Genomic DNA, 24,769 nt, shown 5'->3' with positions numbered 1-24,769 from the left:
GCGGACATTTCCGCGGCGGCCGTTCTCTACCGGCCACAGCGGCCACCTGCGGGAACCCGAGCGCCGAAAATTGTCAGACCCCTGTCGTACCGTGTGTATCGGGGGGTCCTCCGAACCGGGCGACGCCTGATTCGCGCTGGTCAGCGGCCTGCCAGCAGCTCGACGGCCCGCTCCTCAAGAACCCTGGCCGAGTCCACGTCGTCGGCGAGCCGGTCGAACAGCTCCCGCACGGCCTCCGCCCGCGGCGGGTCGGCGATCATCCGGGCCTCCAGCGCGTCCACCCGGCCGGTCAACGCCCGGATCGCGTCCGCGCCCGCCGCGCCCTCGTGCAGCAGCAGTCGCAGCCGTTCGGTCACCAGGTCGTCGTACTCGGCCAGCGCGGGCGTCGCCGACACGGCCCGAGCCGCCACCTCCGACCAGAGCGCGCCGGACGCGTCGAACAGCTCCGCCGCCCCCGGCCTCCCCACCTCGCGCAGGAAGTCCGCGTACAGGGGACGGGTGGCGGACGGGCCGCCGTGCTCGACCTCCAGGCAGTCGTGCAGCCGCCGCAGCGCGAAGAACAGCGCGCCGGGGTCCGCGTACCGCCGGGCCCAGCCCTGCTTGCCCTTCGGGTCCCGGAGCTGCGCCGCGAGCTTCCGCATCCCGGAGAAGCCGAAGTTCACGTCGAAGTTGTTGCCCAGCACCGGCCCGGTGAGGTGCGCGCACGTCGTGCCGATCGCGTCCTCGACGTCCGGCCGCCACCCCGCGCCGACGGTGGTCATCTCGTGCTTCGACGACCACGCGGCCAGGAAGTCGGCGAGCGGCAGCGGGTTCGGGCGCACGCACTCGTCGTCGAGCAGGACGGTGCCGCCGTCGATGCCCAGCACGCCGACCGAGTGCGGTTCCGGACCCCACTGCCCGGTCAGCCCGTGCCACGGCAGCTTCGCCCGGTCGACCACGCAGATCACCGGACCGCCCGCCAACGCCTCCCGCAACCCGGCCTCCGCCTTGCGGGCCGACGTCGTGCGGGTGGTGGTGTGCTCGATCCCGGCCCGCCGCAGCGCCGCCGGGATGTACGGGTCCGGGTGGTGCCGGGACACGATCGTCATCGTCGGGTGGTGGCCCGCGTACTCGAAGACGAAGTACATGAACCCGATCCCACCGGCCAGGCCCGCGAGCATCGGCTCGCTCGCCCGACCGCCGAGGACGTTGCGCAGCAACGCCGACTCGTGCTGCGTGCCACCACCGGTCCGGACCGCTTGCTCGCCGAGCAGCCTGCGGCGGGCGGTGGAGTAGGACTCCCCGGTGCGGGCCATCCGGCTCCGCACCAGGTGCTTGAACGACTTGCGCTCGGTCATCGCGTGCCTCCGTGGCGGACCGGAGCGGGACCCCACGCGCCCACCCGACCCGCCGGGCGCACGACACCGTCACGACAGCACCCCGAGGACAGGAATCCCCTTCGCCTCCGCGTCAGCCGGCCCGCGTGGGGGGTCGGTCAGGAGGTAGGGCGCTGGGACGGCGCCGTGCGACCAGGCTAGCTCGGGAGGTGTCGGAGCGCGAAGGAAACCTCGGCCGCCGTCTGCTTGAGCGACTCCTCGATCACCAGCGACCCGTGGCCCGCGTTCCAGCGGTACACCTCGTACTCCGCGCCGCGCTCGGCCAGCCGGTCCAGGTAGTTGTCGATCTGCCGGATCGGGCACCGCGGGTCGTTCTCACCCGCCAGCACCAGCACGGGCGCGCGCACCGCGTCCACGTACGTCAGCGGCGAGCACTCGCGGTACAGCTCCGGCAGCTCCTCCGGCGACCCGCCGAACAGCGCCCGGTCGAACGCCCGCAGCGGCTCCATCTCGTCCTCGTACGCGGCCAGGTAGTCGGCCACCGGGATCATCGACGTGCCGACGGCCCAGCGCTCCGGCTGCGTGCCGAGCGCCAGCAGGCTCAGGTAACCGCCCCACGACGCGCCGTTGACCACGCACTTCGCCGGGTCGGCGAACCCCGTCTCGACCGCCCAGTCGTGCACCGCGGCGACGTCCGCCAGCTCGGTCAGACCCGGCCTGCCCTCGATCGCGTCCCGCCACGTCGACCCGTACCCGGTCGAGCCCCGGTAGTTGACGTGCACGACCGCGAAGCCCGCGTCCAGCCACACCGCGCGGTACCCGGAGAACCGGTCCTCGTCCGCCGACTGCGGGCCGCCGTGCAGGCTGAACACCGTCGGCAGCGGCCCGTCCGGCGCACCGGCGGGCCGGGCGACGAGCGCGTGCACCCGGCCGCCGGGACCGTCCACGAACACGTCAGCCACGTCCTGCGAGCCGGGTGCCTTCGCCCCCTCGGCCTCCAGCAGCACCCGCTCCGAGCCGTCCGCCGACAGCGCGCGGATCACCGACGGGTGCGCCGCAGACGACCACGAGTACTCGACGGTCCCGTCCGGACGGACGGCCGCCGCCCCGACCGTCCCGTGTGGAGTGTCCAACCTGGACAGCTCCCCGGTCATCAGGTGGTAGCGGTACAGCGTGTTGCGCGCCTCGAACGTGTGCACGACGAGCAGCGCCGTCGCGTCCGGGTACCAGTCCGCGACGATCTCGCCCGGCAGGTCGATCACGATCTCGGACTCGGTGTCCGCCTCCACGTCCCAGAGCAGCAGCTCCTCGCGGCTCCGGCGCTCGTGCAGCACCAGCACCCGGTTGTCGCCCAGGACAGGGCTGAACGCGATCGTGCCGAGGCCCTTGCCCTCGCCGTCCCACTTCTCCGCGACGGCGGCACCGGTCTCCACCGACAGGACCCGCAGCGCGGGGTGCCTGCTGTCGCCGTGCTCGGAGTGCGAGAGCACCAGCAGCGTCTCGTCCTTCGACAGCGCGTCCAGCCCGCCGTCGTTCTCGTGCGAGTACACGACCTCCGCCGCGCCGCCCTTGCGCGACAGCCACACCGACGTGCCGTCGTCGGTGGACACGCCGACGGCGGTCACGTCCTCACCGATCTCCAGGCCCGCCGAGTACCCCGCGGGCACGCCCTCGACGGCCGTCCACGCGTCCCGGCCGTCCGCGGTGAACGGCTCGCTCACCCACAACCCGAACTCGTCGCCGTCCTCGTCGGCGAACCACCAGATCGACTCGCCGTCCGGGCTGATCCGGTAGTGCGACGTGCCGTTCGGCCGGTCCGTCACCTTCCGGTGGAAGTCGTCCGACCGGTCCCAGGCGTAGACCTCCCACACCCCGCCCGCGTTCGACAGGTACAGGTTCCGTTCGGGCGCGTTCTCCGCCCAGGAGGGGGCCGACATGCGCGGCGCGGAGAAGCGGGCGCGCCACCTCGACTCGGCCTCGGGGTCGGTGAACAGCGGATTCGGAACCACGGCAGCGGGATGAGTCGTCACGACCCCGATCCTGCCTCAAGGGTCCGACATCCGGGCACTAGCCTGCCGCCTCGGGAGGCCCACATGACGATCACCGCCACCGACGGCACCGACGTCCGCGTGCTCGACGAGGGCTCGGGCCCGGTGGTCGTGCTGCTGCACCCCGGCCTGGACGACGGCACCCGCGACCGCGAGCTGGCCGCGCTCCTCGCCCGCCGGTTCCGGGTGGTCCGGCTCCACCGCAGGCAGTACCGCCACGACCTGGACACGCTGCCGTGCACGGTCGCCGACGAGGTCGACGACGTCCTGGCCGTCGTCCGCTCGGTCGGCGGCCCCGTCGTCCTCTACGGCCACTCCGACGGCGGCGTGGTCGCGCTGGAGGCACTGGCCGCCTCGCCCGGCTCGTTCCTCGGCGCGGTCGTCTTCGAGGCCCCGGTGCTCCTCGGCCCGCCCCTGGGCGGCGAGGTGCTGGCACGGGCCCAGGCCGCGTTGGCCGCGGGCAGGCCCGGCCGGGCCATGGCCCTCTTCTTCCGCCACACCGTCGGCCTCAAGCCGTGGCAGGCCACCCTCGCGGGCGCGGCCGTCGCGGCGGTCCCGAAGTACCGCCGCCTGGTGCCCGGCCAGCTCAACTCGCTGGCCGCGCTGGACGCACTGGGCGTGCGCCTCGACACCTACGCCCGCATCACCGTGCCGACCGTCCTGCTCGGCGGCGACCGCAGCCCCGCCCACCTGGCCGAACGGCTCGACGCCCTGGCCGCCGTCGTGCCGGGCGCCGAGCGCGTGGTCATGGCAGGCCGCGACCACGGCGCCGACCTCAAGCACCCCGCGGACGTCGCCGCCGTCGTCGAAGCCCTCGCCGATCGCGTGCTCGGTTAGCGGCGGGCCCTGGTCGACACCGACACGTGGTCGACGACCATGGGCCGGTCCGGTGTGGTGGCGGCGGTCGGGGTGTCGCGGCGCGCGACGCCGTTCGGGAAACCGCCGCCGATGGAGACGTTGAGCAGGACGAAGTAGCCCGCGTGCGAGGTCATCGCCGCCCACGGGCCCGCGCCGACCCGCGCCTCGTCGACCGAGTGGTACCGCTGCCCGTCGACGTACCAGCGCAGCTCGTTCGGGGTGGTGCCGCGGTCCCACTCGAACGCGTAGGTGTGGAACTCGCCCAGGCACGGCGAGCCGGGGCACGGGGCGCTGCCGCCGAGGCCGTCCGGCTCGTCGCACGGCCCGCCGACCTCGACGCCGCAGTGCAGGGCGCCCCACACCTGGTCGACGCCGTTGACGTTCTCCATGACGTCGACCTCGCCGACCTCGGGCCAGTTCCAGTAGTCGCCGCGGTGGGGCGCGCCGAGCGCCCAGAACGCGGACCAGTAGCCCAGGGCGGCGTCACCCGTGCCTTCGGGCATCCGCACGCGGCCCTCGATGCGCAGCGCGCCACCCTCGGGGGCCTTGAAGTCGGAGCGCTTCGTCTCGACCCGACCGGACGTCCAGGCTCCCGCGGCGTCCCGGCGGGGCGTGATCACCAGGTTGCCCCGACCGTCCAGCGCGACGTTCGACGGGTCGGCCGTGTGCGTCTGGATCTCACCCGTGCCCCAGTGGGGTGCACCGCCGGGGTAGGCGGTGCCGGTGTCGACGATCCAGTCACCGGAGGGTGGTGAGCCCTCGGCGCCGGTGAAGTCCTCCCGCCAGACGACCTGCCAGTCGTCGGCAGGCGCTGGGCCTGAGCACGCGGTCGTGGCCACCAAGACCGCCACGAGGGCGGCCGCCGTGCGCGTCATCCGAGTAGAGCCTCTCGTCGCGGAGCTTCACCGGTTACGCAGAGAAGCGCTCCGACGCCTCCGTGTCAACGGCGACCGCGACCCGACCAGGTGCTCCGCGGCGAAGATCGGCTACTTGGCCCTCTTCAACCGCGTCGGCTGCCGCTGCCGCGGGTCGTCCAGCTCTTCGGTGAAGATCGTGTCCATCGTCCGCGCGGCCCGCCTCAGCGCGACCCCGGCGGCGGCGACCAACGTGCAGGCCGCGGCCGTGAGGAACGCGAACAGCGGCGTGGTCAGCACTCCGACGATGCTGGAGAGGGTGACGATCATCACGGTCGTCGTAGCAGTGGCCAACCACGTTTTTCGGGCATGGCTGACCGAGGAGATGATGCTCATGGGTTTCTCCCGACGTGAACGGCGTCTGGTGTGGACGCTACGTCTCGTAGTCGGAACAGCCACGAATGTTGTTACGCTAAGTCAGGTCTAAACGGCTTATTCACCCGATTGTGCGAACGGTGATGAGTTTCGGCCTAGGGCGTGGTCGTACCCCTTATGAGCGAACACCAAACCTGAATCGCACTCCGCGCCGAACAGTCCTGCGCGGTCATCGGAGGGGGTCCGGTGCGTACCGCTCGGGGGAGGTCTTCGGCCTGGTCAGAGCCTGGAACGGGAGGTGGGGAGTCCTCTGAGGACGACCCGCGGGCTTGTGGGCCGGAGGTCCACCCGATCGGTGGGACCGAGGGGCCGAACGTGAGAAACGGGACTCGTGTTTCGCGTGACCGACTGGTCCGCGCCGCGTTAACAGTGATAGGCGACCTGTGTCACAGCGACGGTGTATTGCCTTATCGCGTGGAATCTTCGCATTCGAATCCCGATAAACATCATCGCGTTTCGGCGCTTATCGATCATCGGCCGACGCGGGCAACGTGATCGAGTCCCACCCACGCCCACCGGCCCGCGAAGGCCCACACGAGAACAGGCCAGGAACCCGTGAAAGGTTCCTGGCCTGTGTGTTCAACCGTCGGGGTGACAGGATTTGAACCTGCGACCTCTTCGTCCCGAACGTTGCCGCCCCTGGTCATCCTAGACCGAGCAGTACCTCTGACATCGCGTTTTATGCTGGCGAGTGCAGGGCAATCGGGCCTGGTGTCGGCGTGTTCGCTGACTTCCCGCTGACTCTGGCGGAGCTAGACGGCCCGTTCGATGATGTTGTTGCAAAGTGCCTTGAACTGCTCTTCACTTGCTCGCGCTCGCGTGACCTGTCCACCTCGCACGACCTCGTCCGCCACCAGTTCGAAGATCGCCTTCCTCATCGTCTGGGCGTAGGGCACCAGGCTGTGGAAGTTCTTCAGGTCACCTACCTTCGGCCCGTCCGACTGTGCGGGATCGGCGAGAGTCGCGCCTGCTCCATCGGAGTGCTCCGCCAACGGGTCCAGCAGCCCTACCTTCATCTGCTCAGGCATCATGTCGATCCACTGAGAGAAGGCCATCGTTGCTTCGCCTCGGTACACGTTGAACTGCTGCGAGACGTAGCCCAAGACCTTGGGCAAGCCGCGGGGAAGTTCAAAGGTCAGCTTGGGCGCAAGGGACTGAGCAGTTTTCCACTGCCTGACCCAGGTCGTGAGGCTGCCACCCACGCTCGGGAGCGCGCGCAGGGAGAAGAGGTCGGAGGCCATGGGCACGATCAGGTAGTCGCTACCCAAGAGCACTGCTCGGTTGAGCGCTCCGACGTTGGGCCCCAAGTCCACAAAAGCGAAGTCGGCTTCCAGGATTTTGCCTAGATCGTGGATCATCCGGAAGGGGGCGCTGGTCACACGGAAACCACGCTCCTGACCAGCGAGGGCCTCCGTCCAGGCGTTGGGCATGATGCCTTCGAAGTCCGACAGCTTGATGTCACCAGCAGTTAGCCAGACGCTGCCCGGACGGACCTCGATGGCCTCAGGGGCTTCGACATCGCCAGAGCCGCTCACTAGGGGAGCGAAGGCGTGGGCCACAGTGAGGGCATCGGCCTCGGGCGCGTACAGCTCGGTCAGCTTCTCGTCAGGCAGGGAGATGGCACTGAGGTTGGCCTGGGCATCAAGGTCGACCATCAGGACGCGCTTCCCGAGACGTCCCATCTCAATCGCGGCGTTGAACAGCATCGTGGTCTTGCCCACGCCGCCCTTATGGTTAAAGAACGAGATCGTCTTCATGACGTGAGATGTTTGCAGAGGTCGGCACAGAACAATAGTTCTGGTGAGCTGCGTGTCTAGGCGACCCCGCGCATCTGCCTCGAACTGAGGGGCCTCGCGCCATCTCGTCGACCTGGCCCCGCCCCAACCGCGCGGGTCAAGGGGGCTACCCGGTCGTCGCGTTCAGGACACGGACGAGGTCGTGATCTCACGGGACGTGCTCCGGTCTCGGCTGCTCCCGTCCGTGCCGGACCGCTACCGCGGCGTGGTCGCGATGGCTGCCGGTACTGGGTAGCGGTGGGGCGAGACGGTGGGGAACTGCACGGACGCCGTCGACCTGGACAAGCGCGTCGTGCGGGTGGTGCGGACGATCATCGAGGTGTCCGGCCGGACCTCGTTCAAGCCGTTTCCCAAGAGCCGGGCCGGTCGGCAGGAGATTCCGTTGCCCTCGTGGCTGGTGCCGATCCTGCGGGAGCACATCGAGAAGTACCCGCCGAACTCCGATGGGCTGATCTTCACCAACGAGGCGGGGACACCGCTGCGGCGAACCTCGTTCCGCGGGCGGATCTGGAAGCCGTCCCTCGTCCGCGCGGAACTGCTCGGGGAGATCGTCTTTGACGACGACTGGTTTGAGGGGCGGTGGGTCGACAACGACGGCAGGAAGCACGTCCAGCGCTTCGACACCTACCGCCAAGTGGTCAGCCACGTCGCCCGGTTCGGTGCCGAGGGCATCACGTTCCACGACCTCCGGCACTCGTACGCGACGTGGCTCGTGGATGACGGCGTGCCGATCAACATGGCTCAGCGGGTCCTCGGGCACGAGAACGCCTCGACCACGTTGCAGCTCTACACGCGCCGCACGGTCGATCACGAGCGCATCCTGAAGGCGCTCGATGGGGACGATGGCGATCCGGCCTGACAGCTCGTGTCAGCGCGTTTGCTGACTTTCCGCTGACTGCGGGCCAAAAGTAGTCGACACGAGAACAGGCCAGGAACCCGTGAAAGGTTCCTGGCCTGTGTGTTCAACCGTCGGGGTGACAGGATTTGAACCTGCGACCTCTTCGTCCCGAACGAAGCACGCTACCAAACTGCGCCACACCCCGGTTCGAACGAGGTGAACTCTACCGGACGTTCCCGCCTACTCCGAATCGGGTGCCACTAAGTGATCCAGATGCCCCTTGACCTGCGTCGACGGTGCGGGGGACGAGGGTGAGGAGGCTGGCCTCCGGTGGGCAGGCGAAGCGCACCGGGGCGTACGGGGAGGTGCCCAGGCCGGCGGAGACGTTGAGCCACATGTGGGCGCCCCAGCGGGAGACGCCGCGGGCGCGGGCGCGGTCCAGGTCGCAGTTCGTGACGAGCGCGCCGTAACCGGGGACGCGGAGCTGGCCGCCGTGGGTGTGGCCCGCCATGACGAAGTCGTAGCCGTCGGCCGCGAACGGGTCCAGGACGCGGGGTTCCGGGGAGTGCGTGACGCCCAGGCGGAGCGCCGCGTTCTCGTCGGCGGGGCCCGCGATGTCCTCGTAGCGGTCGCGCTTGAGGTGCGGGTCGTCCAGACCGGCCGCGAACACGGTCTGACCGGCCACCTGGAACGTGCGGCGCACGTGGGTGAGGTCCAACCACCCGCGCTCCACCATGGCGGCCCTGAGGTCGCGCCAGGGCAGGTTGATGCCGTGCACGCGCTTCGTCTTCGCCGACGGCAGCAGGTAGCGGACGGGGTTCTTCGGGCGGGGCGCGAAGTAGTCGTTGCTGCCGAACACGAACACGCCCGGACGGGCCAGCAGCGGGCCGAGCGCGCGCACGACGGCGGGCACGGCCTGCATGTGCGCGAGGTTGTCGCCGGTGTTCACCACGAGGTCGGGTTCCAGCTCGTCCAGCGCGGCCACCCAGCGCTGCTTGGACTTCTGGCCGGGCAGCATGTGCAGGTCCGAGATGTGCAGCACCCGCAGTGGCGACGAGCCGGGGGCGAGCACCGGCACGGTGGCCTGGCGGAGTGTCCAGTGACGTCTCTCGATCCCCGCCGCGTAGGCGAGGGTGGCGGTGCCAACGGCGGTCGTGGCGAGCAGTGCGCGGCCGAACGTGTTCACGCGAACGAGCCTACGGGCGTTGACCGATGAGGAGTAATCGGCTGTTCCCGGTACCGTTCGACCTCATGGCGGAGCTGAAGACACGGTTGCAGAACGACCTCACCGCGGCGATCAAGGGCCGGGAGACGGTCAGGGTCGGGGCCCTGCGCATGACGTTGAGCGCGATCACCAATGAAGAGGTGTCGGGCAAGAGCGCGCGCGAGCTCACTGACGACGAGGTGCTGAAGGTCATCACCCGCGAGGTGAAGAAGCGCAAGGAGGCCGCCGAGGCCTTCGCGGGCGCGGGCCGCGCCGAGCAGGCGGAGCTGGAGAAGTCCGAGGGCGTCGTCCTGGAGGGCTACCTGCCCGCGCAGCTCGACGACACCGAGCTGGTGGCGCTGGTCGACGCGGCGGTCGCCGAGGTCGCCGCGCAGCTCGGCGAGCAGCCCGGCCAGCGCCAGATGGGCCAGGTCATGAAGGCCGTCAACGCCAAGGTCGCGGGCCGCGCCGACGGTGGTCGCGTCGCGGGCGCCGTGAAGGCGAAGCTCGCGGGCTGACGTGCGCGCGAACGCCCCCGGTCGCCACGGCGGTCGGGGGCGTTCGTCGTCGTGGCTCGCTCAGCCGCCCGGTTCGACCGGGGGTGTGACCCCGCCCGGCGGGGGCGTGACCCCTCCCGGAGCGGGCTCGCCCTGGCCCGGCGCCGGTGACTCGCTGGTCTGCGGCGGCGGCACGTAGCCGGAGCTGATGAACAGGACGATCGTGGCGCCCTTCAGCGCGTTGCCGCGAGGGGTCTGGCTCACCACGGTGCCCTTGGACTGCTCGGAGTTCCGGTCCTGCGTGCTGACCTTGTACCCGGCCTGCTCCAGCGTCCTGGTGGCGTCGTTGACGTTGCGGCCGACGACGTCCGGGATGCGGATCTCGCTGCCGCCCTTGAGGTACCGCTCGTCCGTCGGCGGCAGCGGCAGCGCCGGGGAGTCGCCGAGGACGCGGGTCATGGTGTCGAACCAGGTGCGCGCGGGGAGGGAACCGCCGAAGATGTCGCCGCCCCCGCACAGCCGGGGCCTGGCGCCCAGGCAGATGCCGCGCGGCTCGATGCCGTCGTTGAACGTCTGCACGGACGCGGCGTAGTCGGGCGTCGCGCCGATGAACGCCGCCGACTTGTAGTCCTCGGTCGTCCCGGTCTTGCCCATCATCGGGCGCTTCCACTTGAACCGGTTCGCCGCGTCCGCCGCCGTGCCGATGCCCTGGTCGTCCTTGCTCATGCCCGTCGCGAGCGTGTTCGCCAGCGGTTCCGCGACGACCTGCTCGCACGGCTGCTCGTTGACCGGGACGGGCTTCCCGTTGCGGTCCAGCACCTCCATCAGCGGCGTCGGCGGGCACCACTTGCCGCCGCTGATGATCGTGGCCGCGACGTTCGCCAGTTCCAGCGTGCTCACCGGCGCAGGCCCGAGCGTGAAGGAGGCGTTGCCGCCGTTGCCCTTGTAGAACTCGGCCTGCGAGACGCGCAGCTCCTGCTGCTTGGCCTTGGAGTCCGGCCGGACGCCCGCGATGTTCGTCGCCATCGTCTCGCGCATCCCCAGCCGCGACGCCATGTCGACCACGGAGTCCATGCCGAGCTGCTCCTCCAGGATGACGAACCCGGTGTTCGGGGACGTCTGGAGCGCGGTCTGCAACGACATCTGCGCCGGGTACGACGCGGACGCGTTCTTCAAGCAGTACCAGCGGGTGTCCGGCTCGCCGGTGGACGGGCACTTGTCGCCGCCGCCCTTGAAGACCCTCGACGTGTGCGATCCGGGGGTGGCGATCGTGTTCTCGATCCCCATGCCCTTCTCCAGCGCCGCCGCGGCGGTGAACGTCTTGTAGATCGACCCGGCGCCGAACTTGTTCTCCACGCCGCTCGGCAGGTCGAACTGGGTCTGGTTCGCCTCGGCCTTCAGGCCGTAGTCGCGGTTCGCGACGAGCGCGACCACCTGGTGCTTCTCGGCGCCCGGCCGCACGATCGCCATCGCGTTGGCGATGCCGTCGGTGTCCTTCGGCACCTGCGCCTCGGCGGCCTGCTTCGCCTGCTCGGTGATGGCGCGGTCCAGGGTGGTCCTGATGGTGTAGCCGCCGGACTTGAGCTGCTCCTCGCTGAACCCGTTCTTCTGGAGGTAGTTGATCACGTACGAGCAGAAGAAGCCGTTCTCCGGGCCCGCGCCGACGCACCCGTTCGGCGGGGTGCGGACCGGCACCGCCAGACCGAGCGGTTCCTTCTTCGACGCCTCGCCCGCGTCGCGGGTCAGCTTGTCGTTCTCGACCATCTTGTCGATGACCTTGTTGCGGCGTTCCAGCGCCTTGTCCGGGAACACCTCGGGGTCGAGGGCCGACGGGCTGTTCACCATGCCCGCGAGCACGGCGGCCTGCGGCACGGTCAGCTTGTCCGGCGTCGTGTTGAAGTACGCCTGGGACGCGGCGGCGATGCCGTAGATGGTCGAGCCGAACGGCACCACGTTCAGGTAGCGGGCCAGGATCTCGTCCTTGCCGAGCTTGCGCTCCAACTGGATGGAGATCCGCGCCTCACGCGCCTTCCGCGCGATCGTCTGCTCCTGGGCCTTCTGCTGCTCGACCTTGTTGTTCCGCGCGACGACGTGCACGAGGTAGTTCTTCACGTACTGCTGGGTCAGCGTGGAGGCGCCCTGCGAGACGCTGCCGCCGACCTGGTTCGTCACGGCCGCGCGCAGCGTGCCCTTCCAGTCGACGCCCTGGTGCTCGTAGAAGCGGCGGTCCTCGACCGAGATCAGCGCGGCCTTCATGGTCGGCGAGATCTTGTCCGGTGGTGTCAGCACCCGGTACTGGTCGTACAGGTACGCGATCGGCGCCCCGTCCTTGTCCGTCACCGTGGTGATCAACGGTGGATCGGTGGTGACCAGGTCCGCGGAAATGCTGTCGACCGTATCGCTGGCTCGGTTGGACACGACACCGAGTGCGCCCACGGCTGGGAACAGCGTGCCGGCGAGGAGGACACCGGCAAGCAGACACAGGCCGAGCAGCTTCAGCAGGCCGTTCCTGACTCGCACGGCGGCCAGCGTACGCGGCACCTGAACGGGTGAGAGTGACCCGCAACACTGATTACACAGGATGAGTAGACGTACTCAAGACAGATAACAGGTGCGTTACCCAGGGTTGGAGGTGGAACCGGAAGCACCTAGAGTTCGTCAACGTCCAAGTAAGGCGCCGACGGTCCACCGCTCACGTGGTGACCCTACGGCATCCGCGGCAGGGGTGTGGCGGATTTCGGAGTTTGGACAGCTCAAACGAGGTGGGGGTTATGGACCAGGGGGATTGGCGAATCAATGCGTCGTGCCGAGAGGAAGAGCCGGACCAGCTCTTCGTCCGAGGCGCGGAGCAGCGCAAGGCGAAATTGGTGTGCCTCGGCTGCCCGGTCAGGACCGAATGTCTGGCCGAAGCCCTCGACAACCGGATCGAGTTCGGTGTCTGGGGTGGCATGACGGAGCGTGAGCGGCGGGCGTTGTTGCGGCGGAGGCCGGACGTCACGTCCTGGCACGAACTGCTGGACACGGCGCGTCAGGAGCACTTCGTCGACGTCGACGTGGACGTCAGGGTGGGCTGAGCGCCCACCGGGGGAACGCCGGCGGGCAAGGGGTCACTCGCCGGCGAGCCTGCGCCCGATCTCGTGCAGACCGTCCAGGTCGTGCACGTCGGTCGGCAGCGCGGGCACACCGACCAGGGCCACACCGGGGTGCGCCTTCGTGAAGCGCGCGATCAGGCGCTTCTCCCGGTCGGCCACGGCCACGCGGTCCGCGTGCAGCCGGAGCACGGCAGCGGCCAAGGGCGCGTCACCAGCGCGTTCCAGGCCGTCCGCCGCCGCGTCCGCGCTGGTGGCGGACAGCGTCGCCAGCACGGGGTGCGTGCGGTTGGCGACGAGGCCGATCAGCGGCATCCTCTCCTCGCTGAGCCGCTCCACGAAGTAGCTGGCCTCCCGCAGCGCGTCCGGTTCGGCCGCCGCGATGACGAGGAAACCGGTGCCGGGCGAGCGCAGCAGCTCGTAGGTCTTCTGCGCGCGCTGGCGGAAACCGCCGAACATGCTGTCGAACGCCTGCACGAACGTCGACGCGTCCTGGAGGAGCTGCCCGCCGACGATGGTGGACACGGCCTTGGTGAACAGGCCGAACCCGGCCCCGACGATCTTCCGGATGCCCCGCCCACCCGCACGGGCCGGAGCGGACAGCATCCGGATCAGCCTGCCGTCCAGCACGGTCGACAGCCGCTGCGGCGCGTCCAGGAAGTCCAGCGCGGACCGGCTCGGCGGCGTGTCCACGACGATCAGGTCCCACTCGTCGTCCGCCACGAGCTGGCCCAGCTTCTCCATCGCCATGTACTCCTGCGTGCCGGAGAACGACGTGGAGATGGTCTGGTAGAAGGGGTTCGCCAGGATCGCCTCGGCCCGGTCGCGGCCCGCGTGCGCCAGCACCATGTCGTCGAACGTGCGGCGCATGTCCAGCATCATCGCGTGCAGCTCGCCCTTGGGCTCGAAGCCCTCGGTCCGCACCTCGCGCGGGCTGTTGTCCAGTTCCCGCAGGCCCAGCGACTGCGCGAGCCGTCGCGCGGGGTCGATGGTCAGCACGACCGTGCGCCGCCCGCGTTCAGCGGCCCGGACCGCGATGGCGGCGGCCGTCGTCGTCTTGCCCACCCCGCCCGAGCCGCAGCACACCAGCACGCGCGTCTCCGGGTCGTCGATCAGCGCGTCGACGTCCAGCAGCGGTGGCCTCACCGCACACCCCGCTCCACCATCAGCTCGGCCAACTCGTACAGCGCGGCCAGGTCGACACCGTCCGTGAGGTCGGGCAGTTCGAGCGACGGCAGGTCCGACTCCGCCAGCTTCTCCTTCGCGCCCAGCTCCATCGTGACCCTGATGGCGTGCTCCACCGTCTCCTCGACCAGCCCGTCGATCGTCTCGGCGTCCAGGTCCAGCCCGGCCGCCTCCAGCCCCGCGCGGACGCGGCTCGCGTCCACCCGGCCCCCCGCCGCCGCGACCACGGACCGGGCGGGCAGCCGGGGCTCGCGCACCCGGTTGACCAGCACGACCCCCGGCCGCAGGTCGGCGCCGTCCAGCTCCGCCACGGCGTCCAGCGTCTCCCGGACGGGCATCTCCTCCAGCAGCGTGACCAGGTGCACGGCGGTGTCACCGGAGTGCAGCAGCTTCACCACCCCGTCGCTCTGCCCCTTGATCGGACCGACCTTCGCCAGGTCCGCCATCGCCTTCGTGACGTCGAGGAACTGCACCACCCGACCCGTCGGCGGGGCGTCCAGCACCACGGCGTCGTACTCGTGCCGCCCGGACGGGCCGGTGCGCCGCACGCACTCCTTGACCTTGCCCGTCAGCAGCACGTCCCGCAGGCCGGGGGCCAGCGTCGTGGCGAACTCGATCGCACCCATCTTGCGCAGCGTCCGACCGGCGAAGCCCAGGTTGTAGAACATGTCCAGGTACTCCAGCAGCGCCGCCTCCGGGTCGACCGCGAGCGCCCGCACCTCGCCACCGCCGGGAGCCGACGCGATGCGCTCCTCCGAGTACGGCAGCGGCGCCCGGTCGAAGAGCTGGGCGATGCCCTGCCGCCCCTCGACCTCCACCAGCAGCACCCGGCGACCACCGGTCGCGAGCGCCAGCGCCAGCGCCGCGGCCGCCGTCGTCTTCCCGGTACCGCCCTTGCCGGTGACGACGTGCAGCCGTGCTCGGGTCAGTTCCTGGGTCCAACCAGTCGCGGAGGATGCCACCTGGTCAGCCTAAACGCGCGTGCTCCACCGCGTCGGTCAGTCCATCATCGTGATGAAGAACACCGCCATCGCCGTGGCCGCGACCACGGCCCACGCGACGACCGACGGCACCCAGAACGCGATGGCGGTCGCGACCACGGCCACCACCGCCAAGCCGATCACCCCGGCCCGCACCACCTCGGCGTGGCTCGTGCGCTTCCGGTCGCGGACCTGAGCCATGGCCACGAGCACCATCACCAGCCCACCGAGCACGAACAGCCCGGTGGCTACCGCGCGCCACGTTTCCATGTGATCAAGGTAGCTGCGCGTAGCCGTTCCGGGCAGGGTCTTCACCCGCCCGCCGGACGGCTAGGCTCCCGGCCATGACTAAGTGGGAGTACGCCACGGTCCCGCTGCTGATCCACGCCACCAAGGCGATCCTGGACCAGTGGGGTGCCGACGGCTGGGAACTGGTCACCGTGATCCCGAACCCGACCGGTGAGCAGCACGTCGCCTACCTGAAGAGGCCGAAGGCATGACGACCTGGTCGAAGAAGCTCGCCGACCTGGGCATCGAGCTGCCCGCCGTCGCCGCGCCGCTCGCGGCGTACGTGCCAGCGGTGCGCACCGGCTCGTACGTCTACACGTCCGGCCAGTTGCCGTTCGTCGACGGCGTCCTCGCGGCGACCGGCAAGGTCGGCGCCGACGTCAGCCCCGAAGAGGCCAAGCGGCACGCCAGGACGAGCGGCCTCAACGCCCTCGCCGCCGTGCACGCCCTCGTCGGCATCGACAACGTCGTGCGGATCGTCAAGGTCGTCGGTTTCGTGGCGTCCGCCGAAGGCTTCACCGGCCAGCCCGCGGTGGTCAACGGCACGTCCGAGCTGCTGGGCGAGGTCTTCGGCGACGCGGGCGTCCACGCCCGGTCCGCCGTGGGCGTGGCCGAGCTGCCGCTCGGCGCGCCCGTCGAGGTAGAGCTGGTCGTCGAAGTCCGCTGAGTCGTGAAGGGCGTGATGTGAGATGTCGGACACCGAGTGGGCGTGCCACGAACTGCTGCTCCGGTTGGCCGGACGGCTGCCGGACGACATCCTCTGGCGCTTCCGCGATTGGGCCGCGACGGACGCCGTGGTGGTCCTCGCACGCGCTCTACCGCGTGCTTTGCTGCACGACAGGATCGGCCTGACCGACCTCGAGATGAACCTCCTCGCTGACGCTGTGCTGTCGAACGGCGCCGACCGGGCGATGCTGAGTTCAGTCGAAGGGGTGGACGAACTCTCCGAATCCGGCTACACCTTCACAGCAGAATCACCCGATCGTGTTTCGATGGGGGATTCAGCGACCGCGGTGCTCGGTGCCACGCTGCGCGGTCGCCAGGGGGTCGGAGAAGTCCGGACCGCCTGGCGGCAGGGCGGTGCGGACCAGGTGACCAGGCGAATCGTCCTGATCGCCGCCACCACCGGCCACGCCCGGCTCACGGGTGAGGTGCAGCGAGTGCTCCGCGCACTGGGTGAACACGACCCGTGCGTCGAGGTCGTGCCGCTCGGAATGGAACTGCCGCCCTACCACCAGGCGGCGTTGGCGGCATCGGAGCCGATCTGCACCGGCGCCGAGGTCGATGGGCACCTGGTGCCCGTGTAGCGCTCGTCGATCGGCGGGCCGGAAGGAGAACAGGCGTGGCGAACGACGTGGAACTGCCCGTCCGTCTACACGATCTCCTGTTGGCACTGGCCGGTCGCGTCGATGACGACGCGCTGTCCCAGGCTCGGGAGCTCTTGGCGGTCGCGGAACCGGATCGAGCCGTGGAACTGGTCGTGGGCTGCCTGCTCGCGGGCCGGATCGCGGTCACCGACGCCGAACGCGGCCAGATCAGCACCCTGCTCGACGAGCTCAACTCGACGCGCACCCTCGCCGATCTGCTCAACGCGGTCGACACCCTCCCCGTGCCGAGGCACCGCTTCTCGGCCGAGTCCGACCCGGCCGACGGCATCGCGGACGCGCTGGCCAAGGTCGTCACCAGCCTCCCCGACATCCGCTCGGTCATGTGCGTCTGGCGCTCCACACCCGCGGGCGCCTCACCGGGCCCGCTGCCGCAACGGCTCGTGCTCGTCGACATCGGCCAGCAGGGCCACGCCCCCGCGACCGCCTACCGGATCGACCGGGCGCTCCGCAGGGCGGGCCTCAGCGCCGCCGTCGAGGTCCTGCGGCCCGCGACCCAGCTCAGCGACTACCACGCGGCGGCCGTCACCACGGCCCGCGAGGTGAAGTTCAGCTCCTCGTCCTCGGGCGGCGGCCACCGCGACGAGTCCGGCGCCTGGTTCGACGGGCCCGAAGACGTACGGGACCAGGCACCGGTGGTTGAGCCGACACCGGTGCCGGAGATCCCCGAGACCGGCTCAGAGACCCCTTCCCCGAGACGCAACCGCGCCGAGTCCTACGAGGGCGCCCAGCCGTTCCCGCCCAAGCCGGTGAAGCGGGTCGTCCGCGAAGCCGTCGAAGCGGACGAGGAACCACCGCTGCCGCCCGCGCTGAGCCCACCCACCCCGCCCCCGGTGTTCCACAACGCCGAGGTGACGATGGAACTGGGCCCGGAGGACCTGAAGGCGCTCCAGGCCGCCCTGGCCGACCCGAACGGCCTCCCGCCGGGCGCGACGGTCTCCGTGGAGGCCACCCCGGCGGCCGACGCGAAGCTGAGCGAACGCGAACGGGCGCTGCTGCAACAGCTCCACGAGGAACTCGCCCAACGCGAGGACCCGCCCGCGCAGGGCGGCGCCGACTCGGGCCAGTGGCAGATCGACCGCTCCGGCACCCAGGGCTCGTTCAACCCGCCCGCGTGGATGGCCTCGCAGACCAACGGCGACCTGGTCAACGGCGCCCAGCAGAACAACGGCCACCCGCCCTACCAGTCCTGAGCACCACCCCCGGAACGCCCGGCTCCTCCCCAGGAGCCGGGCGTTCCGCTGTTCCACCCCCGCTGCCCCCGGCCGCCTCTGGACCACGCGGGCCCTCACGCGACACCTCGGCACCTCGCGCCGAACCGGCCCCCGACCGTTCTCCACCGGCCGATCGATCACTCTCCGTGGCCGCTCGCGCTCGATCCCGCTGTCGAACTCGTGCCTCGCAGACCCACCACTCGATCACTCACCGTAGTCATCGACTCGCGTATCGAACCGCCCTTACTAATGTGAGCAACATTCGATTCGCCGGGCTGCGAATGATCCGAAGTGTTCCCCAACTTCACTGAAGATCACTTCATCCACCGTGCGACCGAAATTGTCGGACCTTCCAGCTAGCGTGGAATTCGGGGGCCCATCCCTCGCGCGCGCGTCGGGGGTCCCCCCAATTCCAGCGTAGCGGTGGGGTACGACAAGATCGTTTTCCTGGATTTTGGCACGTTCGTTCCAGGTAATGGGGTCGGGAATGTGCCTGCTCAGCCTGAAGTTTCCGGCAGCGCGCGCAGGGAGTCGATCAAGTTCGCGCGTGTTTCGGTGTTGATCTCGCGGTACGGCCTGGAGGCGATCCGGTCCGTTGTCGCCTCGATGCGGACGCGCAGCGGTGTGTCGGCGGGCAGTGCCCTCACCTCGGCCGCGGTGAGGCCTTCGGCCTGCCAGGCGGTGGCGTGGGCGTCCGCGCGGTGGTGGCGGAGGGCGCGGAGGCGGTCGAACAGGCGGGCCGCCGGGGTGGTGCCGGTGACGGCGGCGGTCATCGGGTGGTCCGGGCGGGCCACGACGGTGGTCGGAGCAGACCACAGGGCGGACGCGGTGGACGCGTGGACCTCGTTGACCAGGTGGAGGACCGGGAGGCAGCGGGCGGTGGCCGTGACGGTGCCGTCCGCGATGACCAGCCAGCCCGCTTCGACCAGGTCCGCGTGGTGGACTTCGACGTCAGGTGTGTAGCGGTGCAGGTCGCGGACGACCTGGAGCGGCGCGGGGCCGTGAGCCAGCAGACTGGCCAGGTCGGCGAGGAGGCCCAGGTGGGGTGGGCGGTCGGTGACGCGGGCGGACACCACGGGGCCCGCCGCGCGGTGCACGGCGGGGACCAGGCAGTGGAGTTCCACCGCGACCTCGGCCGCGGTGAGGCAGGCGTCGGCCGCGTCCACGGCTAGGCCCGCGTCCGCGCCCAGGCGCAGCGACTCCCGGAAGTGCGCCAGCGCCAAGTCCCAGCGACCCTCGTCGTAGCGGCACGCGCCCGCGTGCTGGTGGACGAGGTGCCGGAGGTCGCCCGGCTCGCGCAGGCAGCGGTCGAACTCGGCGTTCGCCTCGCCGAACCTGCCCTGCCACTGGAGCACCTGCGCGTGGCGGAGGCGGGCGGCGGTGGAGGGCTCGAGCGCCAGCGCCCGGCCCGCGGCCTCCTCCGCCCGGTCCAAGCGCCGGAGGAGACGGGCGGCTCGGCCGACCGCGGTCCACGACCGGTGGTCGTCCGGGGCCTGCCGGTCGAGCCACGCCGCCAGCTCGGCGGGGTGGTCGGGAACCTCGTGCAGGGTTTCCGGGTCGACGTGGCAGGCGTGGACGTTCACCTGCCCGCCTTCTCACCCGCCAACGCGATGACCTTCTGGAGGTGCAGGCCACGCCGGACGTCCAGCGGGTGTTCACGGGTGCCGCTGCGGACCATGGCGACGAAGTCGTCGAGCAGCAGCGTGTAGCAGTCCTGCGCGGACGTGCCACCGGTGGACAGCCTGCGGTGGCCGTGCTCGCCGTAGACGGTCAGCTCGGCGACCGACGGGGTCAGCGGGGTGCTCATGGACATCGTGACCGAGCTGGTCGCGCCGCCCTCGTGGGCGAAGATCAGCCGCCACACGCCCGCCGCGGAGACGGTCGCGGCGATCACGTCGGTGATGCGGCCCAGCGTGACGTCGAGCAGGTCGAACACGTGCGGGCCGAGGTCGTGCAGGGCGCCGCGCTCGTGCCGCCACGGCGAGCGGGAGTACGGGCCCTCCACCAGCGCGCCGGACAGCCACTGCGCGTCCGCGCCGGTCCACCCGCCGGTGCGGTGGAGCTGCGCCAGCAACTCCTTGGTCTCCGGGGCGTAGCGGCGGGTCAGCAGCACCAGCGACGCGACCCCCGCCTGCTCGACAGCGGCGACCAGGCGTTCCGCGTCGTCGACGGTCGCCGCGATCGGCTTCTCCAGGATGACGTGCTTGCCCGCCCCGGCGGCCCTGGTGGCGATCTCGGACTGCACCTCCGGCGGCACGGCGAACGCCACCGCGTCCACGGTGGACAGCAGCTCGTCCGGAGTGGACGCCACGTCCGCGCCGTGGACGGCCGCCAGCTTCGCCGCGGCCTCCGGTTTGCGCGCCCACACCGACACGAGCCGGGTGCCGGGGTGGTCGGCGATGCCGGGCGCGTGCACGTTCGTCGCCCACGGGCCCGCACCGATGAGTCCTACGCGCAGTTGTTCGTCCACGCGCCCATCCTGCCCCTCAGCGCCCGCCCGCGGTCGACGGCACGAAGATCTCGGCGCCGTTGTCGAAGCGCAGCCGCGTCCCGCCGCTCTCGAAGACGGCGTCCGGATCGCCGCCCCAGCCGCGGGGGATCGGCACGACGGTGCCGCGCGACTCGTCGGGACCGATCCACACCTCGAAGCTGGTGGAGCCGACGATGCTGCCGACCTCCTTGACGAACACCCCCGGCCCCTGCGGCGACTGGGGCGTCGAGCGCACGGTCGTGCGGTCGGGGATGAACAGCACCACCCCGGCGACGACGGTCAGCACCGTGCCGAGGATCGCGCCGAGCATCATCACCAGGATCTTGACGAGGCAACCGGTGACCAGTGGGCGGGAGTCGGAGACCATCGGCCCATCCTGCCCGGTGCCCGGAAGTAGGCTCGGCGGCATGCGCGAACTCCCCGCGGACATGGTGCTGCCCGAAGGAATGGTGCCCGACGAGCCACCGGCGACCCCGGCCGTGCCGAGGGACGCCGCGACCGTGGTCCTGATCCGCGACACCACGACCGGACCCGAGGTGTTCCTCCAGCGCCGCGTGGCAGGCATGGCGTTCGCGGGCGGCATGACCGTGTTCCCCGGCGGTGGTGTCGACCGCCGTGACGCCGACGCGTCGATCGCCTGGACCGGCCCCGAACCGGCCTGGTGGGGGCGGTGCTTCGACTGCGACCCGGCGCTCGCCACCGCGCTGGTCTGCGCGGCCGTCCGCGAGACGTTCGAGGAGTCCGGCGTGCTGCTGGCCGGACCGGACGCCACCAGCGTCGTCGCCGACACCCGCCCGTACGCCGACGCCCGCAAGGCGCTGGAGAACCGCGACGTGTCGCTGGCCCAGTTCCTCGCCGATGCCGGTCTGGTGCTGCGCGCCGACCTGCTGCGGCCGTGGGCGCACTGGGTGACGCCGATCGAGGAGCCGAGGCGTTACGACACCCGGTTCTTCGTCGCCGTCCTGCCCGACGGCCAGCGCGCGGACGACGTGACCAGCGAGGCGTCCGACGCGCTGTGGCAGGCGCCCGCCTCCGCCATCGCCGACTGGCGCGAAGGCAGGCGCGGTCTGATGCCCCCCACGTGGGCGGCCCTGGCCGATCTCGACGAGTTCGACAGCACCGCCGCCGTCATGGCCGCGGACCGCACGGTGGAGAAGATCGTCCCCAGGGTCGTGCGCCGAGGCGGCACACTGCACGTGGTGCTCCCCGGCGACCCGGAGTACCCGACCGGAACCGACAACGAGGTGGGACGACGATGAGCCGGTTTCCCGCGATCGGTGAGCACGCGCAGCACCCGGCGTACGGCGTCCTGCGCAAGGTCACGCCCGTCGCCTCGGTGATGCTCGCCGACAACCCGTCGATCATGACGCTCGACGGCACCAACACCTGGCTCCTGCGCGCCCCCGACTCGGTGTCCTGCGTCGTCGTCGACCCCGGCCCGCTGGACGAGGCCCACCTGGCCAGGATCGCCGCGTGCGGCCCGGTCGCCACCGTCGTGATCACCCACGGCCACCCGGACCACGCGGAAGGCGCCCGCCGCTTCGCCGAACTGGTGGGCGCCCCCACGAGAGCCGTGAACCCGGCCCTCTGCCACAACGCCGACCCCCTGCACGACGACGACGTCATCGCCGCCGCAGGCCTCCGTCTCCGCGTACTGGCCACCCCCGGCCACACCGCCGACTCCCTGTGCCTCCTGCTGGACCACGAGACCGGCAAAGCGGTCCTCACCGGCGACTCGGTGCTGGGCAGGGGCACCACCGTCGTGGCCCACCCGGACGGCAAACTCGCGGACTACCTGAACTCCCTCCACCGCCTGGCAGACCTCCCCCCTGGCACCCTCGCCCTCCCCGGCCACGGCCCGGAACTCCCCGACGCGGCAGAAGCCGCCCGCCGCTACCTGACCCACCGCGAACAACGCTTGGCCCAGGTCAGGACAGCGGTCGACGAACTGGGCGGATCACCAACGGCGAGACAGGTGGTCGAGGTCGTCTACGCGGACGTGGACCACTCCCTGTGGGCAGCGGCCGAGTGGTCCGTGGAAGCCCAACTCGAATACCTGCGCACGGAGAACTAGCCACCGGCGACACGTCGAGCGGTGCGGGCCGGGCACGCCCACAGCGAGATCGGGCAGACAACGGCAAGGCAACAGCCCTCGCCCTCCCGGACCCACCACCTTCCGCAACGGGGCCAACAAACCTGGCCGACGCCCAGACCCCCCCGGCCACCCCGATCCGAAGCGCCTTCATGCTTCACCCTGTTTTGTCAAGGCATCTTTCCCGCCTTGACAAAACAGGGTGAAGCATCGAAACACTTGCGCGACCGGGGTGACGGCACCCCCACCGAACGCCCCCACCGAACGCCCCCACCGAACGCCCCCACCGAACGCCCCCACCGAACGCCCCCACCGAACGCCCCCACCGAACGCCCCCACCGAACGCCCCCACCGAACGCCCCCACCGAACGCCCCCACCCAAACCCCCCTCACACCACCGTCCTCAACGGCACCACCAGGTACGTCAACTCCACCCCGTCCTCCCCAGCAGGCGACGTCAACACCGTCGACCGCAACCCGTCCTGGATCCGCAACGAGATCCTCTTCCCGGTAAAAGCCTTCAACGCATCCGTCAGGTACCGAGCCTGGAACGTCTTCGTCAGCCGGTTCCCGTCCACGGTCGCCTTGACGGACTCCTCGGACTCCCCGTTCTGCGGATCGCTCCCCTTGACCCGCAGTTCGCTGTCGTCGACCTGGATGGTCACCGACCCGTGCGGACCCGAGTACGGGGTGGCTCTGCGGACCGCTCCGGCCAACGCGTCCGCGTCCACCAGGACCGTGCTGTCGATGACCGCCTCCAGGAGTTTCCGTGCTCGATCGTCGGGGAAGGGAGCGGCCAGCAGCGCCGTGCTGACCGACCCGCCGGGCCAGGACAGGCCGAGCCGGTCGAGATCCGCCTGGAGCGACACCTGGTCGCCGGGCGCGGGCTGCCGGACCACGTCGGCCAACAGCGACGCGGGCGCCAGCACGTCCAGCGGGCCGCGCGACTCCCAGGGCAGCGTCGCGAACGCCATCCGGTACCGGTCGGTCGCCAGCAGTTCCAACCGGTCGCCAACGGCGTGCACCCGGATCCCGGTGAACACCGGCAGCGCGTCGTCGCGGGACGCCGCCCCGGCGACCGGCAGGACGGCGGCGGCCAGGGAGGCCGCGGACACCAAGCCCGCCAGGGGCGGCAGTGCCGGGACGCCGGGGTGGCGGCCGACGTCCAGCAGGGGCAGCGCGAACCGCGCGTTCGACGTGCGAACGGCCAGCCGCGACCCCTCGACCACGAGCCGGACCTGCGGCGAGTCGAGTGTGCGGAGGGTGTCCGCCAACGGTCTGGCGGGCACCAGCACGGTGCCCTCGGTGTGCACGGTCGCGGACCGCGCCAGGCGGACCGCGCGTTCACGGTCGCTGCCCGCCAGCTCGACCTCTCCCGCCCCGGTGGTGCGCAGCGCCAACCCCGCGAGCACGGGGTCGTGCACCCTCGTCGGGAGGAGCCGGGCCACCTCGGCGGCGGCTCCGGCGAGGTCTGCTGTCGTGGCGGTGAGGTCCATGGGGGTGAAGCTAGCGACGGGGTCCGACAATTCTTTGTCGTGCGAGGTCAGGGGCCGTCCGACTAGCGTGTGGCTGGTGAAGAGCGAACCGGTGCCGATGCCGACCCTGCGAGGCCGCGTCCTGGGGGGCAAGCTCCGCGACCTGCGGGAGGCGACCGGCTTCAGCGTCGAGGCCGTGGCGAAGCGGCTGGACATCGTGGAAGCGCGCGTCCAACGCCTGGAGGACGGCGTCACGCCGGTCTGGATGCCGGACCTGCACGCGTACTTCCACGCCCTGCGCATCGAGCGCAGGCTGCGGGACGTGCTGATCGGCGAGGCCGTGCGGGCCCGCGACCTGTACACGGAGTGCGAGTGGGGGCCGGAGGCCGAGTCCGTGCTGACGCTGCTCGGCCAGACCGCGGAGCGGGTGGACGTGCTCAGCCCGCACGCGGTGCCGACGGTGCACGTGAAGGACCCGAGCAGGTGCACGGTCTTCACCAGCGAGGGCGCGATGCCGAGCGACCAGCCGGGCATCACGGTCCGCCGGATCCCGTTCGCGAAGGGCGCCTATCCGGGGATCGGCCACCCGTGCACGCTGTTCCACATGGCCAAGGGGCCGTCCGTGGTGTACCTCGAACACGTGCACGCGGCCACGTTCATCGAGGAACCCGATGAGGTGCGGGCTGCGCGCAGCGTGTTCGAGCGTTTGGACGTGTTCCTGGCC

25 protein-coding genes and 1 tRNA gene are annotated in these 24,769 nt (G+C 70.8%); 11 read left to right on the top strand and 15 right to left on the bottom strand.

Features of this window, described 5'->3' with window-relative positions:
- Nucleotides 1-140 precede the first annotated feature (140 nt).
- Together NZH93_RS41715 and NZH93_RS41710 are read right to left on the bottom strand one after the other, a co-directional pair.
- Nucleotides 141-1,337 (bottom strand): BtrH N-terminal domain-containing protein, encoded by a 1,197-nt coding sequence (locus NZH93_RS41715; RefSeq protein WP_259628863.1) that lies wholly within the window; start codon nucleotides 1,335-1,337, stop codon nucleotides 141-143.
- 176 nt (nucleotides 1,338-1,513) lie between these two features.
- Nucleotides 1,514-3,346 carry a S9 family peptidase gene (locus NZH93_RS41710; protein ID WP_259628862.1) on the bottom strand — a complete coding sequence of 611 codons (1,833 nt, stop codon included), beginning with the start codon at nucleotides 3,344-3,346 and terminating at the stop codon, nucleotides 1,514-1,516.
- Nucleotides 3,347-3,409: 63 nt separating this feature from the next.
- Here NZH93_RS41710 and NZH93_RS41705 point away from each other — a divergent pair, with 63 nt between their 5' ends.
- Nucleotides 3,410-4,201, top strand: coding sequence for an alpha/beta fold hydrolase (locus NZH93_RS41705; protein WP_259628861.1), 792 nt, complete (start codon nucleotides 3,410-3,412; stop codon nucleotides 4,199-4,201).
- On the opposite strand, the gene NZH93_RS41700 is transcribed toward NZH93_RS41705, so the two are convergent.
- The 3 genes from NZH93_RS41700 to NZH93_RS41690 all read right to left on the bottom strand — a co-directional run bounded on the left by NZH93_RS41700 (nucleotide 4,198) and on the right by NZH93_RS41690 (nucleotide 7,268).
- The gene (locus NZH93_RS41700; RefSeq protein ID WP_259628860.1) at nucleotides 4,198-5,097 is read right to left on the bottom strand and encodes a glycoside hydrolase family 16 protein; all 900 of its coding nucleotides are present in this window, start codon (nucleotides 5,095-5,097) and stop codon (nucleotides 4,198-4,200) included. The genes NZH93_RS41705 and NZH93_RS41700 overlap by 4 nt on opposite strands.
- Before the next feature lie 111 nt (nucleotides 5,098-5,208).
- Nucleotides 5,209-5,472 carry a hypothetical protein gene (locus NZH93_RS41695; RefSeq protein WP_259628859.1) on the bottom strand — a complete coding sequence of 88 codons (264 nt, stop codon included), beginning with the start codon at nucleotides 5,470-5,472 and terminating at the stop codon, nucleotides 5,209-5,211.
- Nucleotides 5,473-6,263: 791 nt separating this feature from the next.
- On the bottom strand, nucleotides 6,264-7,268 hold the full coding sequence (locus NZH93_RS41690) for a ParA family protein (protein ID WP_259628858.1): 1,005 nt from the start codon (nucleotides 7,266-7,268) through the stop codon (nucleotides 6,264-6,266).
- A gap of 289 nt (nucleotides 7,269-7,557) precedes the next feature.
- On the opposite strand from NZH93_RS41690, the gene NZH93_RS41685 reads away from it, so the two are divergent.
- On the top strand, nucleotides 7,558-8,166 hold the full coding sequence (locus tag NZH93_RS41685) for a tyrosine-type recombinase/integrase (protein WP_259628857.1): 609 nt from the start codon (nucleotides 7,558-7,560) through the stop codon (nucleotides 8,164-8,166).
- A gap of 110 nt (nucleotides 8,167-8,276) precedes the next feature.
- Here NZH93_RS41685 and NZH93_RS41680 read toward each other — a convergent pair.
- Both NZH93_RS41680 and NZH93_RS41675 read right to left on the bottom strand, forming a co-directional pair.
- Nucleotides 8,277-8,350 (bottom strand) — tRNA-Pro (locus tag NZH93_RS41680).
- A gap of 18 nt (nucleotides 8,351-8,368) precedes the next feature.
- Nucleotides 8,369-9,331: a metallophosphoesterase gene (locus NZH93_RS41675; protein ID WP_259628856.1), complete on the bottom strand. Its 963-nt coding sequence runs from the start codon at nucleotides 9,329-9,331 to the stop codon at nucleotides 8,369-8,371.
- 65 nt (nucleotides 9,332-9,396) lie between these two features.
- On the opposite strand from NZH93_RS41675, the gene NZH93_RS41670 reads away from it, so the two are divergent.
- A complete protein-coding gene (locus NZH93_RS41670; protein WP_259628855.1) occupies nucleotides 9,397-9,867 on the top strand; it encodes a GatB/YqeY domain-containing protein in 471 nt (156 codons plus the stop codon).
- Nucleotides 9,868-9,927: 60 nt separating this feature from the next.
- Here NZH93_RS41670 and NZH93_RS41665 read toward each other — a convergent pair whose 3' ends face one another.
- Nucleotides 9,928-12,366 carry a transglycosylase domain-containing protein gene (locus NZH93_RS41665; RefSeq protein ID WP_259628854.1) on the bottom strand — a complete coding sequence of 813 codons (2,439 nt, stop codon included), beginning with the start codon at nucleotides 12,364-12,366 and terminating at the stop codon, nucleotides 9,928-9,930.
- A gap of 251 nt (nucleotides 12,367-12,617) precedes the next feature.
- Between NZH93_RS41665 and NZH93_RS41660 the strand changes: the two genes are divergently transcribed.
- The gene (locus NZH93_RS41660; protein ID WP_259628853.1) at nucleotides 12,618-12,920 is read left to right on the top strand and encodes a WhiB family transcriptional regulator; all 303 of its coding nucleotides are present in this window, start codon (nucleotides 12,618-12,620) and stop codon (nucleotides 12,918-12,920) included.
- Between the two features lie 33 nt (nucleotides 12,921-12,953).
- Here NZH93_RS41660 and bagB read toward each other — a convergent pair whose 3' ends face one another.
- From bagB to NZH93_RS41645, 3 genes are read right to left on the bottom strand one after another with little or no spacing between them, the layout of a single operon-like run.
- Nucleotides 12,954-14,081 carry an ATPase BagB gene (gene bagB / locus NZH93_RS41655; RefSeq protein WP_259628852.1) on the bottom strand — a complete coding sequence of 376 codons (1,128 nt, stop codon included), beginning with the start codon at nucleotides 14,079-14,081 and terminating at the stop codon, nucleotides 12,954-12,956.
- Nucleotides 14,078-15,082: an ATPase BagA gene (gene bagA, locus NZH93_RS41650; protein WP_259628851.1), complete on the bottom strand. Its 1,005-nt coding sequence runs from the start codon at nucleotides 15,080-15,082 to the stop codon at nucleotides 14,078-14,080. The genes bagB and bagA overlap by 4 nt, the downstream gene beginning before the upstream one ends.
- A gap of 36 nt (nucleotides 15,083-15,118) precedes the next feature.
- Nucleotides 15,119-15,370 (bottom strand): hypothetical protein, encoded by a 252-nt coding sequence (locus NZH93_RS41645; RefSeq protein ID WP_259628850.1) that lies wholly within the window; start codon nucleotides 15,368-15,370, stop codon nucleotides 15,119-15,121.
- A 74-nt stretch (nucleotides 15,371-15,444) separates the two neighbouring features.
- Here NZH93_RS41645 and sp36 point away from each other — a divergent pair, with 74 nt between their 5' ends.
- Genes sp36 through NZH93_RS41625 form a run of 4 tightly spaced genes read left to right on the top strand, consistent with a single transcriptional unit; the run spans nucleotide 15,445 to nucleotide 17,966 of the window.
- Nucleotides 15,445-15,600 (top strand): Sp36 family protein, encoded by a 156-nt coding sequence (gene sp36, locus NZH93_RS41640; protein WP_259628849.1) that lies wholly within the window; start codon nucleotides 15,445-15,447, stop codon nucleotides 15,598-15,600.
- Nucleotides 15,597-16,055, top strand: coding sequence for a RidA family protein (locus NZH93_RS41635; protein ID WP_259628848.1), 459 nt, complete (start codon nucleotides 15,597-15,599; stop codon nucleotides 16,053-16,055). The genes sp36 and NZH93_RS41635 overlap by 4 nt, the downstream gene beginning before the upstream one ends.
- Before the next feature lie 22 nt (nucleotides 16,056-16,077).
- A complete protein-coding gene (locus tag NZH93_RS41630) occupies nucleotides 16,078-16,695 on the top strand; it encodes a hypothetical protein (protein WP_259628847.1) in 618 nt (205 codons plus the stop codon).
- Between the two features lie 35 nt (nucleotides 16,696-16,730).
- Nucleotides 16,731-17,966, top strand: coding sequence for a hypothetical protein (locus NZH93_RS41625; protein ID WP_259628846.1), 1,236 nt, complete (start codon nucleotides 16,731-16,733; stop codon nucleotides 17,964-17,966).
- Between the two features lie 518 nt (nucleotides 17,967-18,484).
- Here NZH93_RS41625 and NZH93_RS41620 read toward each other — a convergent pair.
- The 3 genes from NZH93_RS41620 to NZH93_RS41610 are packed head-to-tail and all read right to left on the bottom strand — an operon-like array spanning nucleotide 18,485 to nucleotide 20,845.
- Nucleotides 18,485-19,570 (bottom strand): tetratricopeptide repeat protein, encoded by a 1,086-nt coding sequence (locus tag NZH93_RS41620; RefSeq protein ID WP_259628845.1) that lies wholly within the window; start codon nucleotides 19,568-19,570, stop codon nucleotides 18,485-18,487.
- Nucleotides 19,567-20,457, bottom strand: coding sequence for a Gfo/Idh/MocA family protein (locus NZH93_RS41615; protein ID WP_259628844.1), 891 nt, complete (start codon nucleotides 20,455-20,457; stop codon nucleotides 19,567-19,569). The genes NZH93_RS41620 and NZH93_RS41615 overlap by 4 nt, the downstream gene beginning before the upstream one ends.
- 16 nt (nucleotides 20,458-20,473) lie before the next feature.
- Entirely contained in the window at nucleotides 20,474-20,845 is a 372-nt protein-coding gene (locus NZH93_RS41610) for a hypothetical protein (RefSeq protein WP_259628843.1), read from the bottom strand.
- A gap of 40 nt (nucleotides 20,846-20,885) precedes the next feature.
- On the opposite strand from NZH93_RS41610, the gene NZH93_RS41605 reads away from it, so the two are divergent.
- On the top strand, nucleotides 20,886-21,737 hold the full coding sequence (locus NZH93_RS41605; RefSeq protein WP_259628842.1) for an NUDIX hydrolase: 852 nt from the start codon (nucleotides 20,886-20,888) through the stop codon (nucleotides 21,735-21,737).
- A complete protein-coding gene (locus NZH93_RS41600; protein ID WP_259628841.1) occupies nucleotides 21,734-22,552 on the top strand; it encodes an MBL fold metallo-hydrolase in 819 nt (272 codons plus the stop codon). Before NZH93_RS41605 ends, NZH93_RS41600 begins: the two co-directional genes overlap by 4 nt.
- A gap of 407 nt (nucleotides 22,553-22,959) precedes the next feature.
- On the opposite strand, the gene dnaN is transcribed toward NZH93_RS41600, so the two are convergent.
- A complete protein-coding gene (dnaN, locus tag NZH93_RS41595; protein WP_259628840.1) occupies nucleotides 22,960-24,066 on the bottom strand; it encodes a DNA polymerase III subunit beta in 1,107 nt (368 codons plus the stop codon).
- A 76-nt stretch (nucleotides 24,067-24,142) separates the two neighbouring features.
- Between dnaN and NZH93_RS41590 the strand changes: the two genes are divergently transcribed.
- The coding region (locus NZH93_RS41590) for a Scr1 family TA system antitoxin-like transcriptional regulator (protein WP_259628839.1) at nucleotides 24,143-24,769 on the top strand (627 nt) is incomplete at its 3' end.

The organism is Umezawaea endophytica, assembly GCF_025061645.1.
In the GTDB taxonomy this organism is placed as follows: domain Bacteria; phylum Actinomycetota; class Actinomycetes; order Mycobacteriales; family Pseudonocardiaceae; genus Umezawaea; species Umezawaea endophytica.
This window is presented reverse-complemented; position numbering and strand designations above follow the sequence as displayed.